Here is a 16,165-nt window from a genome sequence, read left to right on the forward strand (position 1 = left end):
AGCCTGCGCGCTCCTTGAGTTGATGGAGCACTTCCTATGTGGACGACCGAACACTACCGAAAATTGGTCCGCGCCAGCGGCTGGTACGACTTGCTGGTGACGCTGGCCTTTGTCACCCCCTGGAGTTTCATGGCCCTGCACGAGTTGCTGCAGGGCGCGGTCCAGGCCTTCAATCTGCCCGGTAGCCTGCCTCCGTTCGAGCCGATGCACCTGCTGATGGCCAACCTCATGGGGTCGATTGTCTGCGTATGGTCGGTGCTGCGGATTCGTGATCCGCAGCAGGCGTTTGGTCGTTATGACGCGGTGGGGCGCCTCCTGTTTGCCACCTGGCTGGGGTACGCCCTGATGCACGGCGCCACGGCATTGATCGCGGTGTTCCTGGTTTTCGAGCTGGCCTGGTGCGTGGCGCAGTTGCTGCCGGTCAAAGGCGACGTCGGCAAGCTGGCTGCAGCCGGGCGTGCGCCGGTCATTTAATGCCCCGCCTGCCACGGCTGCCCCAGGGAAACCGGTGCGTACAAACGGGTGCGCAAGGCGTCGCGCGATAGCAGCACCAGCACCAGGATGGTGGCGGCATACGGCAGCATCGCCAGCAGGTTGGAGGGTATCGCCAGCCCCAGGCCCTGGGCCACCAGATGCAGGATGCTCGCCAGGCCGAACAGGTAGGCGCCGAGCAACAGTCGCCACACGCGCCAACTGGCGAACACCACCAGGGCCAGGGCAATCCAGCCGCGGCCGGCGCTCATGTTCTCGGCCCACATCGGGGTGTAGGCCAGGGACAGGTAGGCCCCGGCCAACCCGGCCATGGCGCCGCCGAACAGCACCGCGAGCGTGCGCACCCGCAGCACCGGCAGGCCCATGGCGCTGGCGGCGTCGGGGTTTTCGCCGACGGCCTGGATGATCAGGCCAACCCGGCTCTTGAGGATCACCCAGGCCACCAGGGCGAACAGCGCGAAAGACAAGTACACCAGCAGATCCTGGGCAAACAGCATGCGGCCGATCAGCGGGATGTCGCTGAGCAATGGCAGCGCCAGCGGTTCGAACCCGGCCAGTGGCTTGCCGACCCAGGCCGCACCGACAAAGCTCGACAGGCCGACCCCGAAGATGGTCAACGCTAGCCCGGTAGCCACCTGATTGGCGTTGAACAGCAGAGCCACCAGGGCAAACAGCGCCGAGAGCAGCATTCCCGCCGCCATTGCCAGCAGCACGCCAAGCCACAAATGGCCGCTGTTGAGGGCGACGATAAAACCTATCACCGCGCCGAACAGCATCATGCCTTCCTGGCCGAGGTTGAGGACGCCGCTCTTTTCACAGATCAGTTCCCCCAGGGCCACCAGCAGCAAGGGCGTGCCGCAGCGCACCATGGCGTAGAGAATATTGCTCAGCAGATCGATATCCATTACAGGGCTCCGGCGGTTGCGCTGAGGGGCGTGTCGCGGCGTGCCCAGCGCAGGTTCAGGCGCGGCCGATAGAGAATCAGTACGTCACAGGCCAGGAGGAAGAACAGCATCATGCCCTGGAACAACTGGGTAATGGCCTGGGGCAGGTTGAGGCTCATCTGCGCGCTTTCGCCACCGATGTACAGCAGGGCCATGAGCAGGCTGGAGAACAGGATGCCGATGGGGTTCAAGCGTCCAAGAAAGGCCACGGTGATCGCCGCATAGCCGTAGCCGGGGGAGACTTGCGGCACCAGTTGGCCGATGGGGCCGGTGACTTCACAGACCCCGGCCAGCCCTGCCAGGGCGCCGCTGATCAATAGCGCCAGCCAGATCAGGCGCTGCTGGCGAAAGCCGACGAAACCTGCGGCGCGCGTGTCCAGCCCGAGGACCTTGATCTGGAAACCGACGAAGCTTTTCTGCAGCAGTACCCAGACTGCCACCAGGGCCAGCAGGGCGAAATACACCCCGGCGTGGACCCGACCGTCTTCCATCAACTGTGGCAAGCGGCTGGCGTCGCCGAACATCGCCGACTCGGGGAAGTTGAACCCGGCGGGGTCCTTCAATGGGCCGTGTACGCAATACAGCAACAGGTTCAGGGCGATGTAGTTGAGCATGATGCTGGTGAGGATTTCGTTGGCGTTGAAACGCGTGCGCAACCAGGCGGTGAGCCCGGCCCAGGCGGCTCCGGCCAGGGGGCCGGTGAGCAGGATCAGTACCAGCGCCCAGCGACTTTGCAACTCGATGAGGTTGACCGCCAGGGCGCTGCCGGCCAGGGCCCCGAGCAGCAATTGGCCTTCAGCGCCGATGTTCCAGATGCGGGCCCGGTAGGCCACTGCCAGGCCCAGGGCGCAGAGCAGGATCGGCAGCGCCTTGACCAGCAGTTCCGAGACGCCGTACAGGTCGCTGACCGGGGCGATCAGCAGGGTGTGCAGGGTCAGCAGCGGGTCATGCCCCAGGGCCATGAACAGCAGGGCACCACAGCTCAGGGTCAGCAGCGCGGCCAGAAGAGGGGAACACCAGAGCATCAGGCGCGACTGGCGGCCGCGAGGTTCGAGTGAAAGCAGCATGGACGACTCCGTTAAACCGCCGGGGCGGGGGTAGAAGGGACGGCTTCGAAGTGGCCGGCCATCCAGGCGCCGACTTCGACCAATGAGGTGTCGGCGCAGGCTTTGGGCGTCGAGAGACGACCGCCGCAGAGGGCAGCAATGCGATCGCTGATCTGCAGCAGTTCATCCAGGTCTTCGGAGATCACCAGGATCGCCGCGCCGGCATCGCGCAGGGCGATCAGTGCCCGGTGAATGGTGGCAGCGGCACCCACGTCGACGCCCCAGGTCGGGTGCGCGGCGATCAGCAAGCGCGGTTGCTGGAGGATCTCGCGGCCGAGGATGAATTTCTGCAGATTGCCGCCGGACAGGCTGCGGGCCGGGCTCTGGGCATCACCGGTCTTGACCCCGAAGCGCTGGATGATTTTCTCGGCCAAGGCGCGGACCTTGGCTCTTTGAATCAGGCCATTGCGGACCAGTCCCTGTTGAAAGGCGCTGAGCAGCGCATTGTCTTCCAGGCTCAGTTCCGGCACGGCACCTTGCCCCAGGCGTTCGGCGGGGACGAAGGCCAGCCCCTTTCGGCGTCTTGCATCGGGGTAGAGATGGCCGACGGCCTGGCCGGCCAGGCAGATGCGTTGGGCCTCACCGGGAGCCAGGCGTTGCTCGCCGCTGAGCAGGGCCAGCAGTTCGTCCTGGCCATTGCCGGCGACCCCGGCGATGCCGACGATTTCGCCACTGCGCAGGCTCAGGTCGATGGCCTTGAGGGAGCAGCCGAAGGGATCGGGGTTGTGCCAGCTCAACTCGCGGATCTGCAGGAATTCGGTAGCGCCGCTGACCTTGGGGTAGTCGGCGAGCAGGGCCGCCGTGTCACCCACCATCAGTCGCGCCAGTTCCTGGTTCGAGCATTCGGCCGGCCGACAGTGGCCGGCCACCCGGCCGCCCCGCAGTACTGTGGCGCTGTGGCACAGCGCGCGGACTTCGGCGAGCTTGTGGCTGATGAACAGGATGCTGCAGCCCTCGGCCGCCAGCCGGCGCAGGGTGACGAACAGTTCTTCGGCCTCTTGCGGGGTCAGCACTGAGGTGGGTTCGTCGAGAATCAACAGGCGGATGTCCTGCATCAGGCAGCGCACGATCTCCACTCGCTGGCGCTCGCCGATGGACAGGCTGTGCACCAGGCGCTGGGGTTCCAGGGCCATGCCGTAGCGCTGGGACACTTCGCGGATCTTGCCTTCCAGCTGGCCCGGCGTGCCGGCCGCCGAACCCATGGCCAGGGCGATGTTTTGCGCGACGCTGAGGGTTTCGAACAATGAGAAGTGCTGGAACACCATGCCGATCCCCAGGCCGCGAGCCTGGGCCGGGCTGCTGATGAGCTGACGCCGACCTTGCCAGATCAACTCCCCCGAGTCGGCCTGGATCACCCCGTAGATGATCTTCATCAAGGTGCTTTTGCCGGCGCCGTTCTCGCCGAGCAGGGCCTGGATTTCACCTGGGGCGATGCTCAGGTCGATGGCGTCGTTGGCCAGGCAACCGGGATAGCGCTTGCTGATCTGGCGCAGTTGCAGGCGCGGAGTTTGTGCGATGGGCACAGCGGAATTTGGCATGACGGGCTCAGGGGATTGGAGTTGTTGCTGTGGATAAAGCAATTTCCTGGCCAGTAGGTCAGGAAAGCTCAGGCGCCGCCCTGGAGTGCCCCTTGAACTGTCGGAGAAGGCGGATACCGGGCACCACTTCGGGGCAAAGTGTTTGAAAGGGCTCTGTTTTTGTCCGCGGCAAACTGAGCAAAAAATGACCAGTGGCCTGCAGGCCCTGTGCCGTCAGCGGCTGGAGCAGCCTTGCACGGGTTATCCACAGCTTGCTCCACAGTATTTGTGTGCAAGCCTGGAACTTGGGCATAAGCCCGGCAGCCTTGCCTTCCAACCGCGATAAACCACTCTAACTTGCTGTTTTACGTTGCAAAAAAGTCCACTGGAGGAACTTTGGGCAAAAAATGAACAAAGCTCGCAAAGCCACGTTACAGAAGGGTTACAGCGCTATGTGCTCAGGTTATCCACAGTCGGGTGCACAGCAGATGTGGGCAACTGCGGGAGGCTCTGCCGGGTTATGCACAAGGTGCTCGGGCCGGGTTGGTGCGCTCAGCGCTGCAAGAGGATGCGTCCGCGGCTGAGGTCGGCCAACTGCTGTTGCAGGGTATCGATCTGCTCTTCGCCCAGGGCCAGTTGCAACTCCACGCCATGGGCGGTGAAGTCTTCCTGGACCAGTAGTCCGCCCAGCTCGGCGATCCGCAACTTGACCAGGGCCAGCTCGCTGAAACTGCAGGCGCAGCGCAGCGGTATGCGGTTGACCAGGGCGATGCGTTCGGCGCCTTGCAGGCATTTGTTGGCACCGCCGCCGTAGGCCCGGGCCAGGCCACCAGTGCCCAGCTGGATGCCGCCGTACCAGCGGATCACCAGCACGGCTACCTGATCGCAATCCTGGGCCTCGATGGCCGCAAGGATCGGCCGTCCGGCGGTGCCGCCAGGTTCGCCGTCGTCGTTGCTGCGGTACTGATCGGCCAGCTTCCATGCCCAGCAATTGTGGGAGGCGTTGAGGTCACTGTATTGCTGGATGAAGGCTTGGGCCTCGACCGCGCTGGTGATGGGCGCGGCAAAGGTGATGAAGCGGCTTTTGCGAATCTCTTCGCGGTACTCGCAAAGGCCGGCCAGGGTAAAGGGCATGAGCGTCAGTCTTTCTGGGCGGGAGTCAGGCCACAGCCTTTGAGGATGATACGGATCAGGTTGGTGCCGGCCTCTTCGAAATCCTGCTTGGTCAGGCGGCTGCTGCCGGTGACGCGGCAGATCTGGGTGGCGAAGTCGGCGTAGTGCTGGGTGCTGCCCCAGAGCAGGAAGATCAGGTGCACCGGGTCAACCGGGTCCATCTTGCCGGCGTCGATCCAGGCCTGGAACACATTGGCCCGGCCTTGGAACCAGGCGCGGTAGTCCTGGCTGAAGTATTCGCTCAGGCATTCGCCGCCACTGATGATTTCCATGGCGAAGATCCGCGAGGCCTGTGGCTGGCGACGGGAAAATTCCATCTTGGCGCGGATGTAGCGGGTCAGGGCCTCCGCCGGGTCATCCTCGGCGGTGAGGGTGTTGAAGGTGCTGTCCCAGAGTTCGAGGATGTTGCTCAGCACCGCGATGTACAGCCCCAGCTTGTTGGTGAAATAGTAGTGCAGGTTGGCTTTGGGCAGGCCGGCCTTCTGCGCGATGGTGTTCATGCTGGTGCCTTTGAAGCCGTGACGGGCGAACTCGTCCTCGGCGGCCTGGATGATGGCCTCTTCATTCTTCTGCCGAATGCGGCTGGCGGGTTTGCCTGGGTGAGGAGTGCTGTGGGCGGGGACTTCAAAGGTCATGGAGGTTTCCGAGCAAGTCTGTGGGTGCAACCTGTGCGTTGATAGCGCACCCAGGTTGATCAGACAAGCCTTGGCGCGACAAAAGCTTCAGCGGGCCTTCAGGCTGTGTTTTTCCGGCGCCGGATTTATGTCGTTTGGCAGGCTTTACCTTCCGGCAGCAGGTGCATCAGCAGGGCTGCCAGGGGGGCGGCGGTCGTTGAGTCCGTGGATCAGTTCACCGCTGTGGGAAGCATCTGGCTGCAGGGCGTGGAGCTCGGGCTGAAGGTTCTAGGTGCCGAGGTCTTTGCAAAAAAGCGGTCCAGGTGCTCAGGCCATTTTGTCTGGTTGTCGATGCGGCCATGCGAGTACGGGGCTTTGCCGGTTTTTAGCGGGTCGCCGCCAGGCTCTCCAGGAAGCTTTCCAGCACCAGGTGGGGTCGCCGGCCCTTGCGTGTGACCGATGCCAGGCTCAGGTCATAAAAGCGCGACTTGGGCTTGAGCGCGCGCAACCGGCCCTGCTGCACCCAGAGGGTGGCGTAGTGGTCAGGGAGGTAGCCGATATAGCGTCCGGTGAGGATCAGGAAGGCCATGCCTTCGCGGTCGGATGCGCTGGCGGTGCAGTTCAATGCTTGATAGTGGGCCTGGATTTCCGCGGGCAGGCGGAAGGTCGGGGCAATGGCGTCCTGGTCATTGAGACGCTGATCGTCCAGTTGCTTGTCGTCCACGTAGAACAGGGGATGGCCCACCGCGCAGTACAGCAACGAACGTTCGTCATACAGCGGCTGATACTCCAATCCAGACAGGGCGCTGGCCTGGGGCACCACGCCGACGTGCAGGCGACCGTCGAGTACCCCTTGCTCGACTTCGTTGGGGGCGATCATGCGGATCTGGATCTGCACGTCCGGGCCGCGCTCCTTCAATTGCGCCAGGGCGTGGGTGATCCGCATGTGGGGCAGGGTCACCAGGTTGTCGGTGAGGCCGATGATCAACTCGCCCCGCAGGTGGCGGTGCAGGCCGTTGACCTCGGTGCGGAAGCTCTCCAGGGCGCTGAGCAGTTGCAGGCTCGACTGATAGACCTCGCGGCCTTCTTCGGTGAGGGAAAAGCCGGCGCGTCCGCGTTGGCACAGGCGCAGGCCGACCCGTTGCTCCAGATCACTCATCTGTTGGCTGATGGCCGAGCGGCCAATGCCGAGCACGGTCTCTGCGGCGGAGAAACCACCGCACTCCACAACGCTGCGAAAGATTCGCAGCAGGCGGATATCAAAGTCGCTGACTTGCGCCAGCGGGTCGGCGCGACGGCTGCTCATAGTTTAGTGGATGCCAGACTGAAGGTTATTAAAGTTGGATTTCACCGACTTTATAGCCGTGGCAACTTAGTCGCAACAACGCTTTTATTCCTACGCCGCTTCATTGCCTTGCGAGGTTTTGCTCATGAACATGCCGGAAACCGCGATTCCATCTTTGGCCAGTCAGCTCAAGCTTGACGCTCACTGGATGCCCTACACCGCCAATCGCAACTTCCAACGCGACCCGCGCCTGATCGTCGGCGCCGAAGGCAGCTGGCTGGTGGATGACAAGGGCCGTAAGGTCTATGACTCGCTGTCCGGTCTGTGGACCTGCGGCGCCGGTCACTCGCGCAAAGAGATCCAGGAAGCGGTATCCAAGCAACTGGGCACCCTGGATTACTCCCCAGGCTTCCAATACGGTCACCCGCTGTCGTTTCAACTGGCGGAAAAAATCACCGACCTGACTCCGGGCAACCTGAACCACGTGTTCTTCACCGACTCCGGCTCCGAGTGCGCTGATACCGCAGTGAAGATGGTGCGTGCCTACTGGCGCCTGAAAGGCCAGTCGACCAAGACCAAGATGATCGGCCGTGCCCGTGGCTATCACGGTGTGAACATCGCCGGCACCAGTCTGGGCGGGGTCAACGGCAACCGTAAACTGTTCGGCCAGGCAATGATGGATGTGGACCACCTGCCGCACACTCTGCTGGCCAGTAACGCGTTTTCCCGTGGCATGCCGGAGCAGGGCGGTATTGCCCTGGCCGATGAGCTGCTGAAGCTGATCGAACTGCACGATGCTTCCAATATCGCTGCGGTCTTCGTCGAGCCGATGGCTGGCTCGGCTGGCGTACTGGTGCCGCCACAGGGTTATCTCAAGCGTCTGCGGGAAATCTGTGATCAGCACAACATCCTGCTGGTGTTCGACGAAGTGATCACAGGCTTCGGTCGTACGGGTGCGATGTTCGGCGCCGACAGCTTCGGCGTAACCCCGGACCTGATGTGTGTGGCCAAGCAGGTCACCAACGGCGCCATTCCGATGGGCGCGGTGATTGCCAGCTCCGAGATCTATCAGACCTTCATGAACCAGGCGACGCCTGAGTACGCAGTGGAATTCCCCCACGGCTACACCTATTCGGCGCACCCGGTGGCGTGCGCTGCGGGTCTGGCGGCACTGGATCTGCTGCAGAAGGAAAACCTGGTGCAGAGCGTGGCTGAAGTTGCTCCGCATTTCGAGAATGCGCTGCACGGCATCAAGGGCGCGAAGAACGTGATCGACATCCGTAACTTCGGCCTGGCCGGTGCGATCCAGATCGCGCACAGGGACGGTGATGCGATCGTGCGTCCGTTCGAGGCCGGCATGGCTCTGTGGAAAGCTGGTTTCTACGTGCGCTTCGGCGGCGACACCCTGCAGTTCGGCCCAACCTTCAATAGCAAGCCGCAAGACCTCGATCGTCTGTTCGATGCGGTTGGCGAAGTGCTGAACAAGCTCGACTGATTCGATCCTTCTTATATAGAGGCAGGCATGAAGCGTTTCGTGCCTGCGCCTTCCCCCTTTTCAGGAGTCCCCGCATGAGTTTGATTCAACACCTGATCCACGGCGAACTGGTCAGCGACAACGGTCGTAGCAGCGACGTATTCAACCCTTCCACTGGCAAGGCGATTCATAAAGTGCCGTTGGCCAGCCGTGAAACCATCCAGCAAGCCATTGACTCTGCCAAATCCGCGTTCCCGGCCTGGCGTAATACGCCACCGGCCAAGCGCGCCCAGGTGATGTTTCGCTTCAAACAACTGCTGGAGCAGAACGAGGCACGCATTGCCCAACTGATCAGTGAAGAACACGGTAAGACGCTGGAGGACGCGGCTGGTGAATTGAAGCGCGGTATCGAGAACGTCGAATATGCCTGTGCCGCGCCGGAAATCCTCAAGGGCGAATACAGTCGTAATGTCGGCCCGAACATCGATGCCTGGTCCGACTTCCAGCCGTTGGGCGTGGTGGCCGGTATCACCCCGTTCAACTTCCCGGCCATGGTTCCGCTGTGGATGTACCCGCTGGCGATCGTTTGCGGTAACTGCTTTATCCTCAAACCGTCCGAACGCGATCCAAGCTCCACCCTGTTGATTGCCGAGCTGCTGCATGAGGCCGGTCTGCCCAAGGGCGTGCTGAACGTAGTGCATGGTGACAAGGCTGCGGTGGATGCGCTGATCGAGGCGCCGGAAGTCAAGGCGCTGAGTTTTGTAGGGTCGACTCCCATTGCCGAGTACATCTATGCCGAAGGCACCAAGCGCGGCAAGCGGGTTCAGGCATTGGGCGGGGCGAAGAACCATGCGGTGCTGATGCCTGATGCCGATCTGGATAACGCCGTCAGTGCTTTGATGGGCGCAGCCTATGGTTCCTGTGGCGAGCGTTGCATGGCGATTTCGGTAGCTGTGTGCGTGGGTGATCAAGTGGCGGATGCTCTTGTGACCAAGTTGGTTCCGCAGATCAAGGCGCTGAAGATTGGTGCCGGCACTTCCTGTGGCCTGGACATGGGGCCGCTGGTGACTGCCCAGGCTCGCGATAAGGTCAGTGGTTATGTAGAGGAGGGCGTCGCTGCCGGTGCGCAACTGGTGGTGGATGGCCGTGGCCTGAGCGTTGCCGGTCATGAAGAGGGCTTCTTCCTGGGTGGCTGCCTGTTCGATCGCGTAACACCTGAGATGCGCATCTATAAAGAAGAGATCTTTGGTCCGGTGCTGTGCATCGTTCGGGTCAATAGCCTGGAAGAGGCTATGCAACTGATCAACGACCATGAGTATGGCAACGGTACCTGCATCTTTACCCGTGACGGTGAAGCGGCGCGTCTGTTCTGTGACGAGATTGAAGTGGGCATGGTGGGCGTCAACGTACCGCTGCCAGTGCCAGTGGCTTATCACAGCTTTGGTGGCTGGAAGCGTTCGCTGTTCGGCGACCTGCATGCTTATGGTCCTGATGGTGTGCGTTTCTATACCCGCCGCAAGGCTATTACCCAGCGTTGGCCGCAACGTGCCAGTCACGAAGCGTCGCAGTTCGCCTTCCCTAGCTTGTAAGTAGCGAGACAACAAAGGCCGGCCCTGATGGGCCGGCCTTTGCTTTTATGGGCGTTTCTGATCGATATGACAGATTTATGAAAATAAGTGTTGACGGCAGAATCTACAGGTCTATAATTCGCCCCACTTCCGGCGCAGTCGAAACGGAAAACTCCTTGAGATTCAACGAGTTACGCGGTTTTCGGCAGCGGTTACGCTTCAGTTCATCGAAGCCAGAAGCAGTTGGTAAGGCAGTGTGTTTTCGCCTTATTAACGATTCGATCCTCTCGGTCGAAAGCGGTTAAAAAGAGGTGTTGACAGCAGCGTGTAACGCTGTAGAATTCGCCTCCCGCTAACGAGAGATCGGAAGCGCAAGTGGTTGAAGTTAAAAAGGAAACTTTGAAAACTTCTTAAAAAAATCACTTGACAGCAAGTGAGGCTGCTGTAGAATGCGCGCCTCGGTTGAGACGAAAGATCTTAACCAACCGCTCTTTAACAACTGAATCAAGCAATTCGTGTGGGTGCTTGTGGAGTCAGACTGATAGTCAAAAAGATTATCAGCATCACAAGTTACTCCGCGAGAAATCAAAGATGTAACCAACGATTGCTGAGCCAAGTTTAGGGTTTTCTCAAAACCCAAAGATGTTTGAACTGAAGAGTTTGATCATGGCTCAGATTGAACGCTGGCGGCAGGCCTAACACATGCAAGTCGAGCGGCAGCACGGGTACTTGTACCTGGTGGCGAGCGGCGGACGGGTGAGTAATGCCTAGGAATCTGCCTAGTAGTGGGGGATAACGTCCGGAAACGGGCGCTAATACCGCATACGTCCTACGGGAGAAAGTGGGGGATCTTCGGACCTCACGCTATTAGATGAGCCTAGGTCGGATTAGCTAGTTGGTGAGGTAATGGCTCACCAAGGCGACGATCCGTAACTGGTCTGAGAGGATGATCAGTCACACTGGAACTGAGACACGGTCCAGACTCCTACGGGAGGCAGCAGTGGGGAATATTGGACAATGGGCGAAAGCCTGATCCAGCCATGCCGCGTGTGTGAAGAAGGTCTTCGGATTGTAAAGCACTTTAAGTTGGGAGGAAGGGCAGTTACCTAATACGTGATTGTTTTGACGTTACCGACAGAATAAGCACCGGCTAACTCTGTGCCAGCAGCCGCGGTAATACAGAGGGTGCAAGCGTTAATCGGAATTACTGGGCGTAAAGCGCGCGTAGGTGGTTTGTTAAGTTGGATGTGAAAGCCCCGGGCTCAACCTGGGAACTGCATCCAAAACTGGCAAGCTAGAGTATGGTAGAGGGTGGTGGAATTTCCTGTGTAGCGGTGAAATGCGTAGATATAGGAAGGAACACCAGTGGCGAAGGCGACCACCTGGACTGATACTGACACTGAGGTGCGAAAGCGTGGGGAGCAAACAGGATTAGATACCCTGGTAGTCCACGCCGTAAACGATGTCAACTAGCCGTTGGGAGCCTTGAGCTCTTAGTGGCGCAGCTAACGCATTAAGTTGACCGCCTGGGGAGTACGGCCGCAAGGTTAAAACTCAAATGAATTGACGGGGGCCCGCACAAGCGGTGGAGCATGTGGTTTAATTCGAAGCAACGCGAAGAACCTTACCAGGCCTTGACATCCAATGAACTTTCTAGAGATAGATTGGTGCCTTCGGGAACATTGAGACAGGTGCTGCATGGCTGTCGTCAGCTCGTGTCGTGAGATGTTGGGTTAAGTCCCGTAACGAGCGCAACCCTTGTCCTTAGTTACCAGCACGTTATGGTGGGCACTCTAAGGAGACTGCCGGTGACAAACCGGAGGAAGGTGGGGATGACGTCAAGTCATCATGGCCCTTACGGCCTGGGCTACACACGTGCTACAATGGTCGGTACAAAGGGTTGCCAAGCCGCGAGGTGGAGCTAATCCCATAAAACCGATCGTAGTCCGGATCGCAGTCTGCAACTCGACTGCGTGAAGTCGGAATCGCTAGTAATCGCGAATCAGAATGTCGCGGTGAATACGTTCCCGGGCCTTGTACACACCGCCCGTCACACCATGGGAGTGGGTTGCACCAGAAGTAGCTAGTCTAACCTTCGGGAGGACGGTTACCACGGTGTGATTCATGACTGGGGTGAAGTCGTAACAAGGTAGCCGTAGGGGAACCTGCGGCTGGATCACCTCCTTAATCGACGACATCAGCTGCTTCATAAGCTCCCACACGAATTGCTTGATTCATTGAAGAAGACGATAGAAGCAGCTTTAAGCTCCAAGCTGATAGCTCCAAGCTAACAGTTACAAGCTCGAAATTGGGTCTGTAGCTCAGTTGGTTAGAGCGCACCCCTGATAAGGGTGAGGTCGGCAGTTCGAATCTGCCCAGACCCACCAATTTTGTTATGGGGCCATAGCTCAGCTGGGAGAGCGCCTGCCTTGCACGCAGGAGGTCAGCGGTTCGATCCCGCTTGGCTCCACCATAAACTGCTTCTGAAAGCTTAGAAATGAGCATTCTGCTTGAATGTTGATTTCTAGTCTTTTGATTAGATCGTTCTTTAAAAATTTGGGTATGTGATAGAAAGATAGACTGAACGTTACTTTCACTGGTAACGGATCAGGCTAAGGTAAAATTTGTGAGTTAAATTGCAAATTTTCGGCGAATGTCGTCTTCATAGTATAACCAGATTGCTTGGGGTTATATGGTCAAGTGAAGAAGCGCATACGGTGGATGCCTTGGCAGTCAGAGGCGATGAAAGACGTGGTAGCCTGCGATAAGCTTCGGGGAGTCGGCAAACAGACTTTGATCCGGAGATCTCTGAATGGGGGAACCCAGCCATCATAAGATGGTTATCTTGTACTGAATACATAGGTGCAAGAGGCGAACCAGGGGAACTGAAACATCTAAGTACCCTGAGGAAAAGAAATCAACCGAGATTCCCTTAGTAGTGGCGAGCGAACGGGGACTAGCCCTTAAGTGGCTTTGAGATTAGCGGAACGCTCTGGAAAGTGCGGCCATAGTGGGTGATAGCCCTGTACGCGAAAATCTCTTAGTCATGAAATCGAGTAGGACGGGGCACGAGAAACCTTGTCTGAATATGGGGGGACCATCCTCCAAGGCTAAATACTACTGACTGACCGATAGTGAACTAGTACCGTGAGGGAAAGGCGAAAAGAACCCCGGAGAGGGGAGTGAAATAGATCCTGAAACCGTATGCGTACAAGCAGTGGGAGCAGACTTTGTTCTGTGACTGCGTACCTTTTGTATAATGGGTCAGCGACTTATTTTCAGTGGCGAGCTTAACCGAATAGGGGAGGCGTAGCGAAAGCGAGTCTTAATAGGGCGTCTAGTCGCTGGGAATAGACCCGAAACCGGGCGATCTATCCATGGGCAGGTTGAAGGTTAGGTAACACTGACTGGAGGACCGAACCGACTACCGTTGAAAAGTTAGCGGATGACCTGTGGATCGGAGTGAAAGGCTAATCAAGCTCGGAGATAGCTGGTTCTCCTCGAAAGCTATTTAGGTAGCGCCTCATGTATCACTGTAGGGGGTAGAGCACTGTTTCGGCTAGGGGGTCATCCCGACTTACCAAACCGATGCAAACTCCGAATACCTACAAGTGCCGAGCATGGGAGACACACGGCGGGTGCTAACGTCCGTCGTGAAAAGGGAAACAACCCAGACCGTCAGCTAAGGTCCCAAAGTTATGGTTAAGTGGGAAACGATGTGGGAAGGCTTAGACAGCTAGGAGGTTGGCTTAGAAGCAGCCACCCTTTAAAGAAAGCGTAATAGCTCACTAGTCGAGTCGGCCTGCGCGGAAGATGTAACGGGGCTCAAACCATACACCGAAGCTACGGGTATCACGTAAGTGATGCGGTAGAGGAGCGTTCTGTAAGCCTGTGAAGGTGAGTTGAGAAGCTTGCTGGAGGTATCAGAAGTGCGAATGCTGACATGAGTAACGACAATGGGTGTGAAAAACACCCACGCCGAAAGACCAAGGTTTCCTGCGCAACGTTAATCGACGCAGGGTTAGTCGGTCCCTAAGGCGAGGCTGAAAAGCGTAGTCGATGGAAAACAGGTTAATATTCCTGTACTTCTAGTTATTGCGATGGAGGGACGGAGAAGGCTAGGCCAGCTTGGCGTTGGTTGTCCAAGTTTAAGGTGGTAGGCTGGAATCTTAGGTAAATCCGGGGTTCTAAGGCCGAGAGCTGATGACGAGTTACCTTTTAGGTGACGAAGTGGTTGATGCCATGCTTCCAAGAAAAGCTTCTAAGCTTCAGATAACTAGGAACCGTACCCCAAACCGACACAGGTGGTTGGGTAGAGAATACCAAGGCGCTTGAGAGAACTCGGGTGAAGGAACTAGGCAAAATGGCACCGTAACTTCGGGAGAAGGTGCGCCGGTGAGGGTGAAGGACTTGCTCCGTAAGCTCATGCCGGTCGAAGATACCAGGCCGCTGCGACTGTTTATTAAAAACACAGCACTCTGCAAACACGAAAGTGGACGTATAGGGTGTGACGCCTGCCCGGTGCCGGAAGGTTAATTGATGGGGTTAGCTAACGCGAAGCTCTTGATCGAAGCCCCGGTAAACGGCGGCCGTAACTATAACGGTCCTAAGGTAGCGAAATTCCTTGTCGGGTAAGTTCCGACCTGCACGAATGGCGTAACGATGGCGGCGCTGTCTCCACCCGAGACTCAGTGAAATTGAAATCGCTGTGAAGATGCAGTGTATCCGCGGCTAGACGGAAAGACCCCGTGAACCTTTACTATAGCTTTGCACTGGACTTTGAATTTGCTTGTGTAGGATAGGTGGGAGGCTTTGAAGCGTGAACGCCAGTTTGCGTGGAGCCATCCTTGAAATACCACCCTGGCAACTTTGAGGTTCTAACTCAGGTCCGTTATCCGGATCGAGGACAGTGTATGGTGGGTAGTTTGACTGGGGCGGTCTCCTCCTAAAGAGTAACGGAGGAGTACGAAGGTGCGCTCAGACCGGTCGGAAATCGGTCGTAGAGTATAAAGGCAAAAGCGCGCTTGACTGCGAGACAGACACGTCGAGCAGGTACGAAAGTAGGTCTTAGTGATCCGGTGGTTCTGTATGGAAGGGCCATCGCTCAACGGATAAAAGGTACTCCGGGGATAACAGGCTGATACCGCCCAAGAGTTCATATCGACGGCGGTGTTTGGCACCTCGATGTCGGCTCATCACATCCTGGGGCTGAAGCCGGTCCCAAGGGTATGGCTGTTCGCCATTTAAAGTGGTACGCGAGCTGGGTTTAGAACGTCGTGAGACAGTTCGGTCCCTATCTGCCGTGGACGTTTGAGATTTGAGAGGGGCTGCTCCTAGTACGAGAGGACCGGAGTGGACGAACCTCTGGTGTTCCGGTTGTCACGCCAGTGGCATTGCCGGGTAGCTATGTTCGGAAAAGATAACCGCTGAAAGCATCTAAGCGGGAAACTTGCCTCAAGATGAGATCTCACTGGGATCTTGAATCCCCTAAAGGGCCGTCGAAGACTACGACGTTGATAGGTTGGGTGTGTAAGCGCTGTGAGGCGTTGAGCTAACCAATACTAATTGCCCGTGAGGCTTGACCATATAACACCCAAGCAATTTGCGAACTCGAAAGAGACCAGATTGCGGTGTGTGAAGACGAAACAAACCGAAAGTTTGCACAACACACAAATCTATTACATACCCATTCGCTGGCACGTTGCATGAGCAACGGACTGGCTACCGAATTTCTTGACGACCATAGAGCGTTGGAACCACCTGATCCCATCCCGAACTCAGAAGTGAAACGATGCATCGCCGATGGTAGTGTGGGGTTTCCCCATGTGAGAGTAGGTCATCGTCAAGATTAAATTCCGAAACCCCAATTGCGAAAGCAATTGGGGTTTTGTTTTTGCGCGACAGAAAAGCTGCAGCGGTTTCTCTTGTGCTGTTTGCTCGCTCCGGCTGCCACCACCTCGTGACAGTGCTAAGGTTCCGGCCTAGCTTTTTG

At 58.1% G+C, this 16,165-nt stretch carries 9 protein-coding genes, 2 tRNA genes and 3 rRNA genes; 8 read left to right on the forward strand and 6 right to left on the reverse strand.

Annotated elements, in window-relative coordinates; genetic code table 11:
* Nucleotides 1-36: 36 nt before the first annotated feature.
* Nucleotides 37-474, forward strand: coding sequence for a hypothetical protein (locus WIN67_RS03620; protein WP_102881910.1), 438 nt, complete (start codon nt 37-39; stop codon nt 472-474).
* On the opposite strand, the gene WIN67_RS03625 is transcribed toward WIN67_RS03620, so the two are convergent.
* The 6 genes from WIN67_RS03625 to WIN67_RS03650 form a co-directional block, all read right to left on the reverse strand.
* Complete coding sequence (locus WIN67_RS03625; protein ID WP_213664682.1) at nt 471-1,397, reverse strand: ABC transporter permease; 927 nt, start codon at nt 1,395-1,397, stop codon at nt 471-473. The genes WIN67_RS03620 and WIN67_RS03625 overlap by 4 nt on opposite strands.
* The gene (locus WIN67_RS03630; RefSeq protein WP_339070646.1) at nt 1,397-2,503 is read right to left on the reverse strand and encodes an ABC transporter permease; all 1,107 of its coding nucleotides are present in this window, start codon (nt 2,501-2,503) and stop codon (nt 1,397-1,399) included. Before WIN67_RS03630 ends, WIN67_RS03625 begins: the two co-directional genes overlap by 1 nt.
* A gap of 11 nt (nt 2,504-2,514) precedes the next feature.
* Nucleotides 2,515-4,080, reverse strand: a complete 1,566-nt coding sequence (locus WIN67_RS03635) for an ABC transporter ATP-binding protein (protein ID WP_339070647.1) — start codon at nt 4,078-4,080, stop codon at nt 2,515-2,517.
* Between the two features lie 531 nt (nt 4,081-4,611).
* Nucleotides 4,612-5,193 carry an IMPACT family protein gene (locus WIN67_RS03640; protein ID WP_102881906.1) on the reverse strand — a complete coding sequence of 194 codons (582 nt, stop codon included), beginning with the start codon at nt 5,191-5,193 and terminating at the stop codon, nt 4,612-4,614.
* Between the two features lie 5 nt (nt 5,194-5,198).
* A complete protein-coding gene (locus WIN67_RS03645) occupies nt 5,199-5,867 on the reverse strand; it encodes a TetR/AcrR family transcriptional regulator (protein ID WP_339070648.1) in 669 nt (222 codons plus the stop codon).
* 364 nt (nt 5,868-6,231) lie between these two features.
* Complete coding sequence (locus tag WIN67_RS03650; RefSeq protein ID WP_102863048.1) at nt 6,232-7,152, reverse strand: LysR family transcriptional regulator; 921 nt, start codon at nt 7,150-7,152, stop codon at nt 6,232-6,234.
* 124 nt (nt 7,153-7,276) lie between these two features.
* Between WIN67_RS03650 and WIN67_RS03655 the strand changes: the two genes are divergently transcribed.
* From WIN67_RS03655 to rrf, 7 genes are all read left to right on the forward strand, one after another.
* A complete protein-coding gene (locus WIN67_RS03655) occupies nt 7,277-8,626 on the forward strand; it encodes an aspartate aminotransferase family protein (protein WP_102881904.1) in 1,350 nt (449 codons plus the stop codon).
* 74 nt (nt 8,627-8,700) lie between these two features.
* Nucleotides 8,701-10,194 (forward strand): CoA-acylating methylmalonate-semialdehyde dehydrogenase, encoded by a 1,494-nt coding sequence (locus WIN67_RS03660; RefSeq protein WP_102863050.1) that lies wholly within the window; start codon nt 8,701-8,703, stop codon nt 10,192-10,194.
* A 627-nt stretch (nt 10,195-10,821) separates the two neighbouring features.
* A 16S ribosomal RNA gene (locus tag WIN67_RS03665) occupies nt 10,822-12,360 on the forward strand.
* A gap of 123 nt (nt 12,361-12,483) precedes the next feature.
* Nucleotides 12,484-12,560: transfer RNA gene (locus WIN67_RS03670), tRNA-Ile, on the forward strand.
* A 10-nt stretch (nt 12,561-12,570) separates the two neighbouring features.
* Nucleotides 12,571-12,646, forward strand: a tRNA-Ala gene (locus WIN67_RS03675).
* Nucleotides 12,647-12,867: 221 nt separating this feature from the next.
* Nucleotides 12,868-15,759 (forward strand): 23S ribosomal RNA (locus tag WIN67_RS03680).
* A gap of 146 nt (nt 15,760-15,905) precedes the next feature.
* Nucleotides 15,906-16,021, forward strand: a 5S ribosomal RNA gene (rrf, locus tag WIN67_RS03685).
* The 16S, 23S and 5S rRNA genes sit together here with 2 tRNA genes alongside, the layout of an rRNA operon.
* The last annotated feature ends 144 nt before the right edge of the window (nt 16,022-16,165 follow it).

Origin of the sequence: Pseudomonas idahonensis, from assembly GCF_037903935.1 — a bacterium.
In the GTDB taxonomy this organism is placed as follows: domain Bacteria; phylum Pseudomonadota; class Gammaproteobacteria; order Pseudomonadales; family Pseudomonadaceae; genus Aquipseudomonas; species Aquipseudomonas danubii.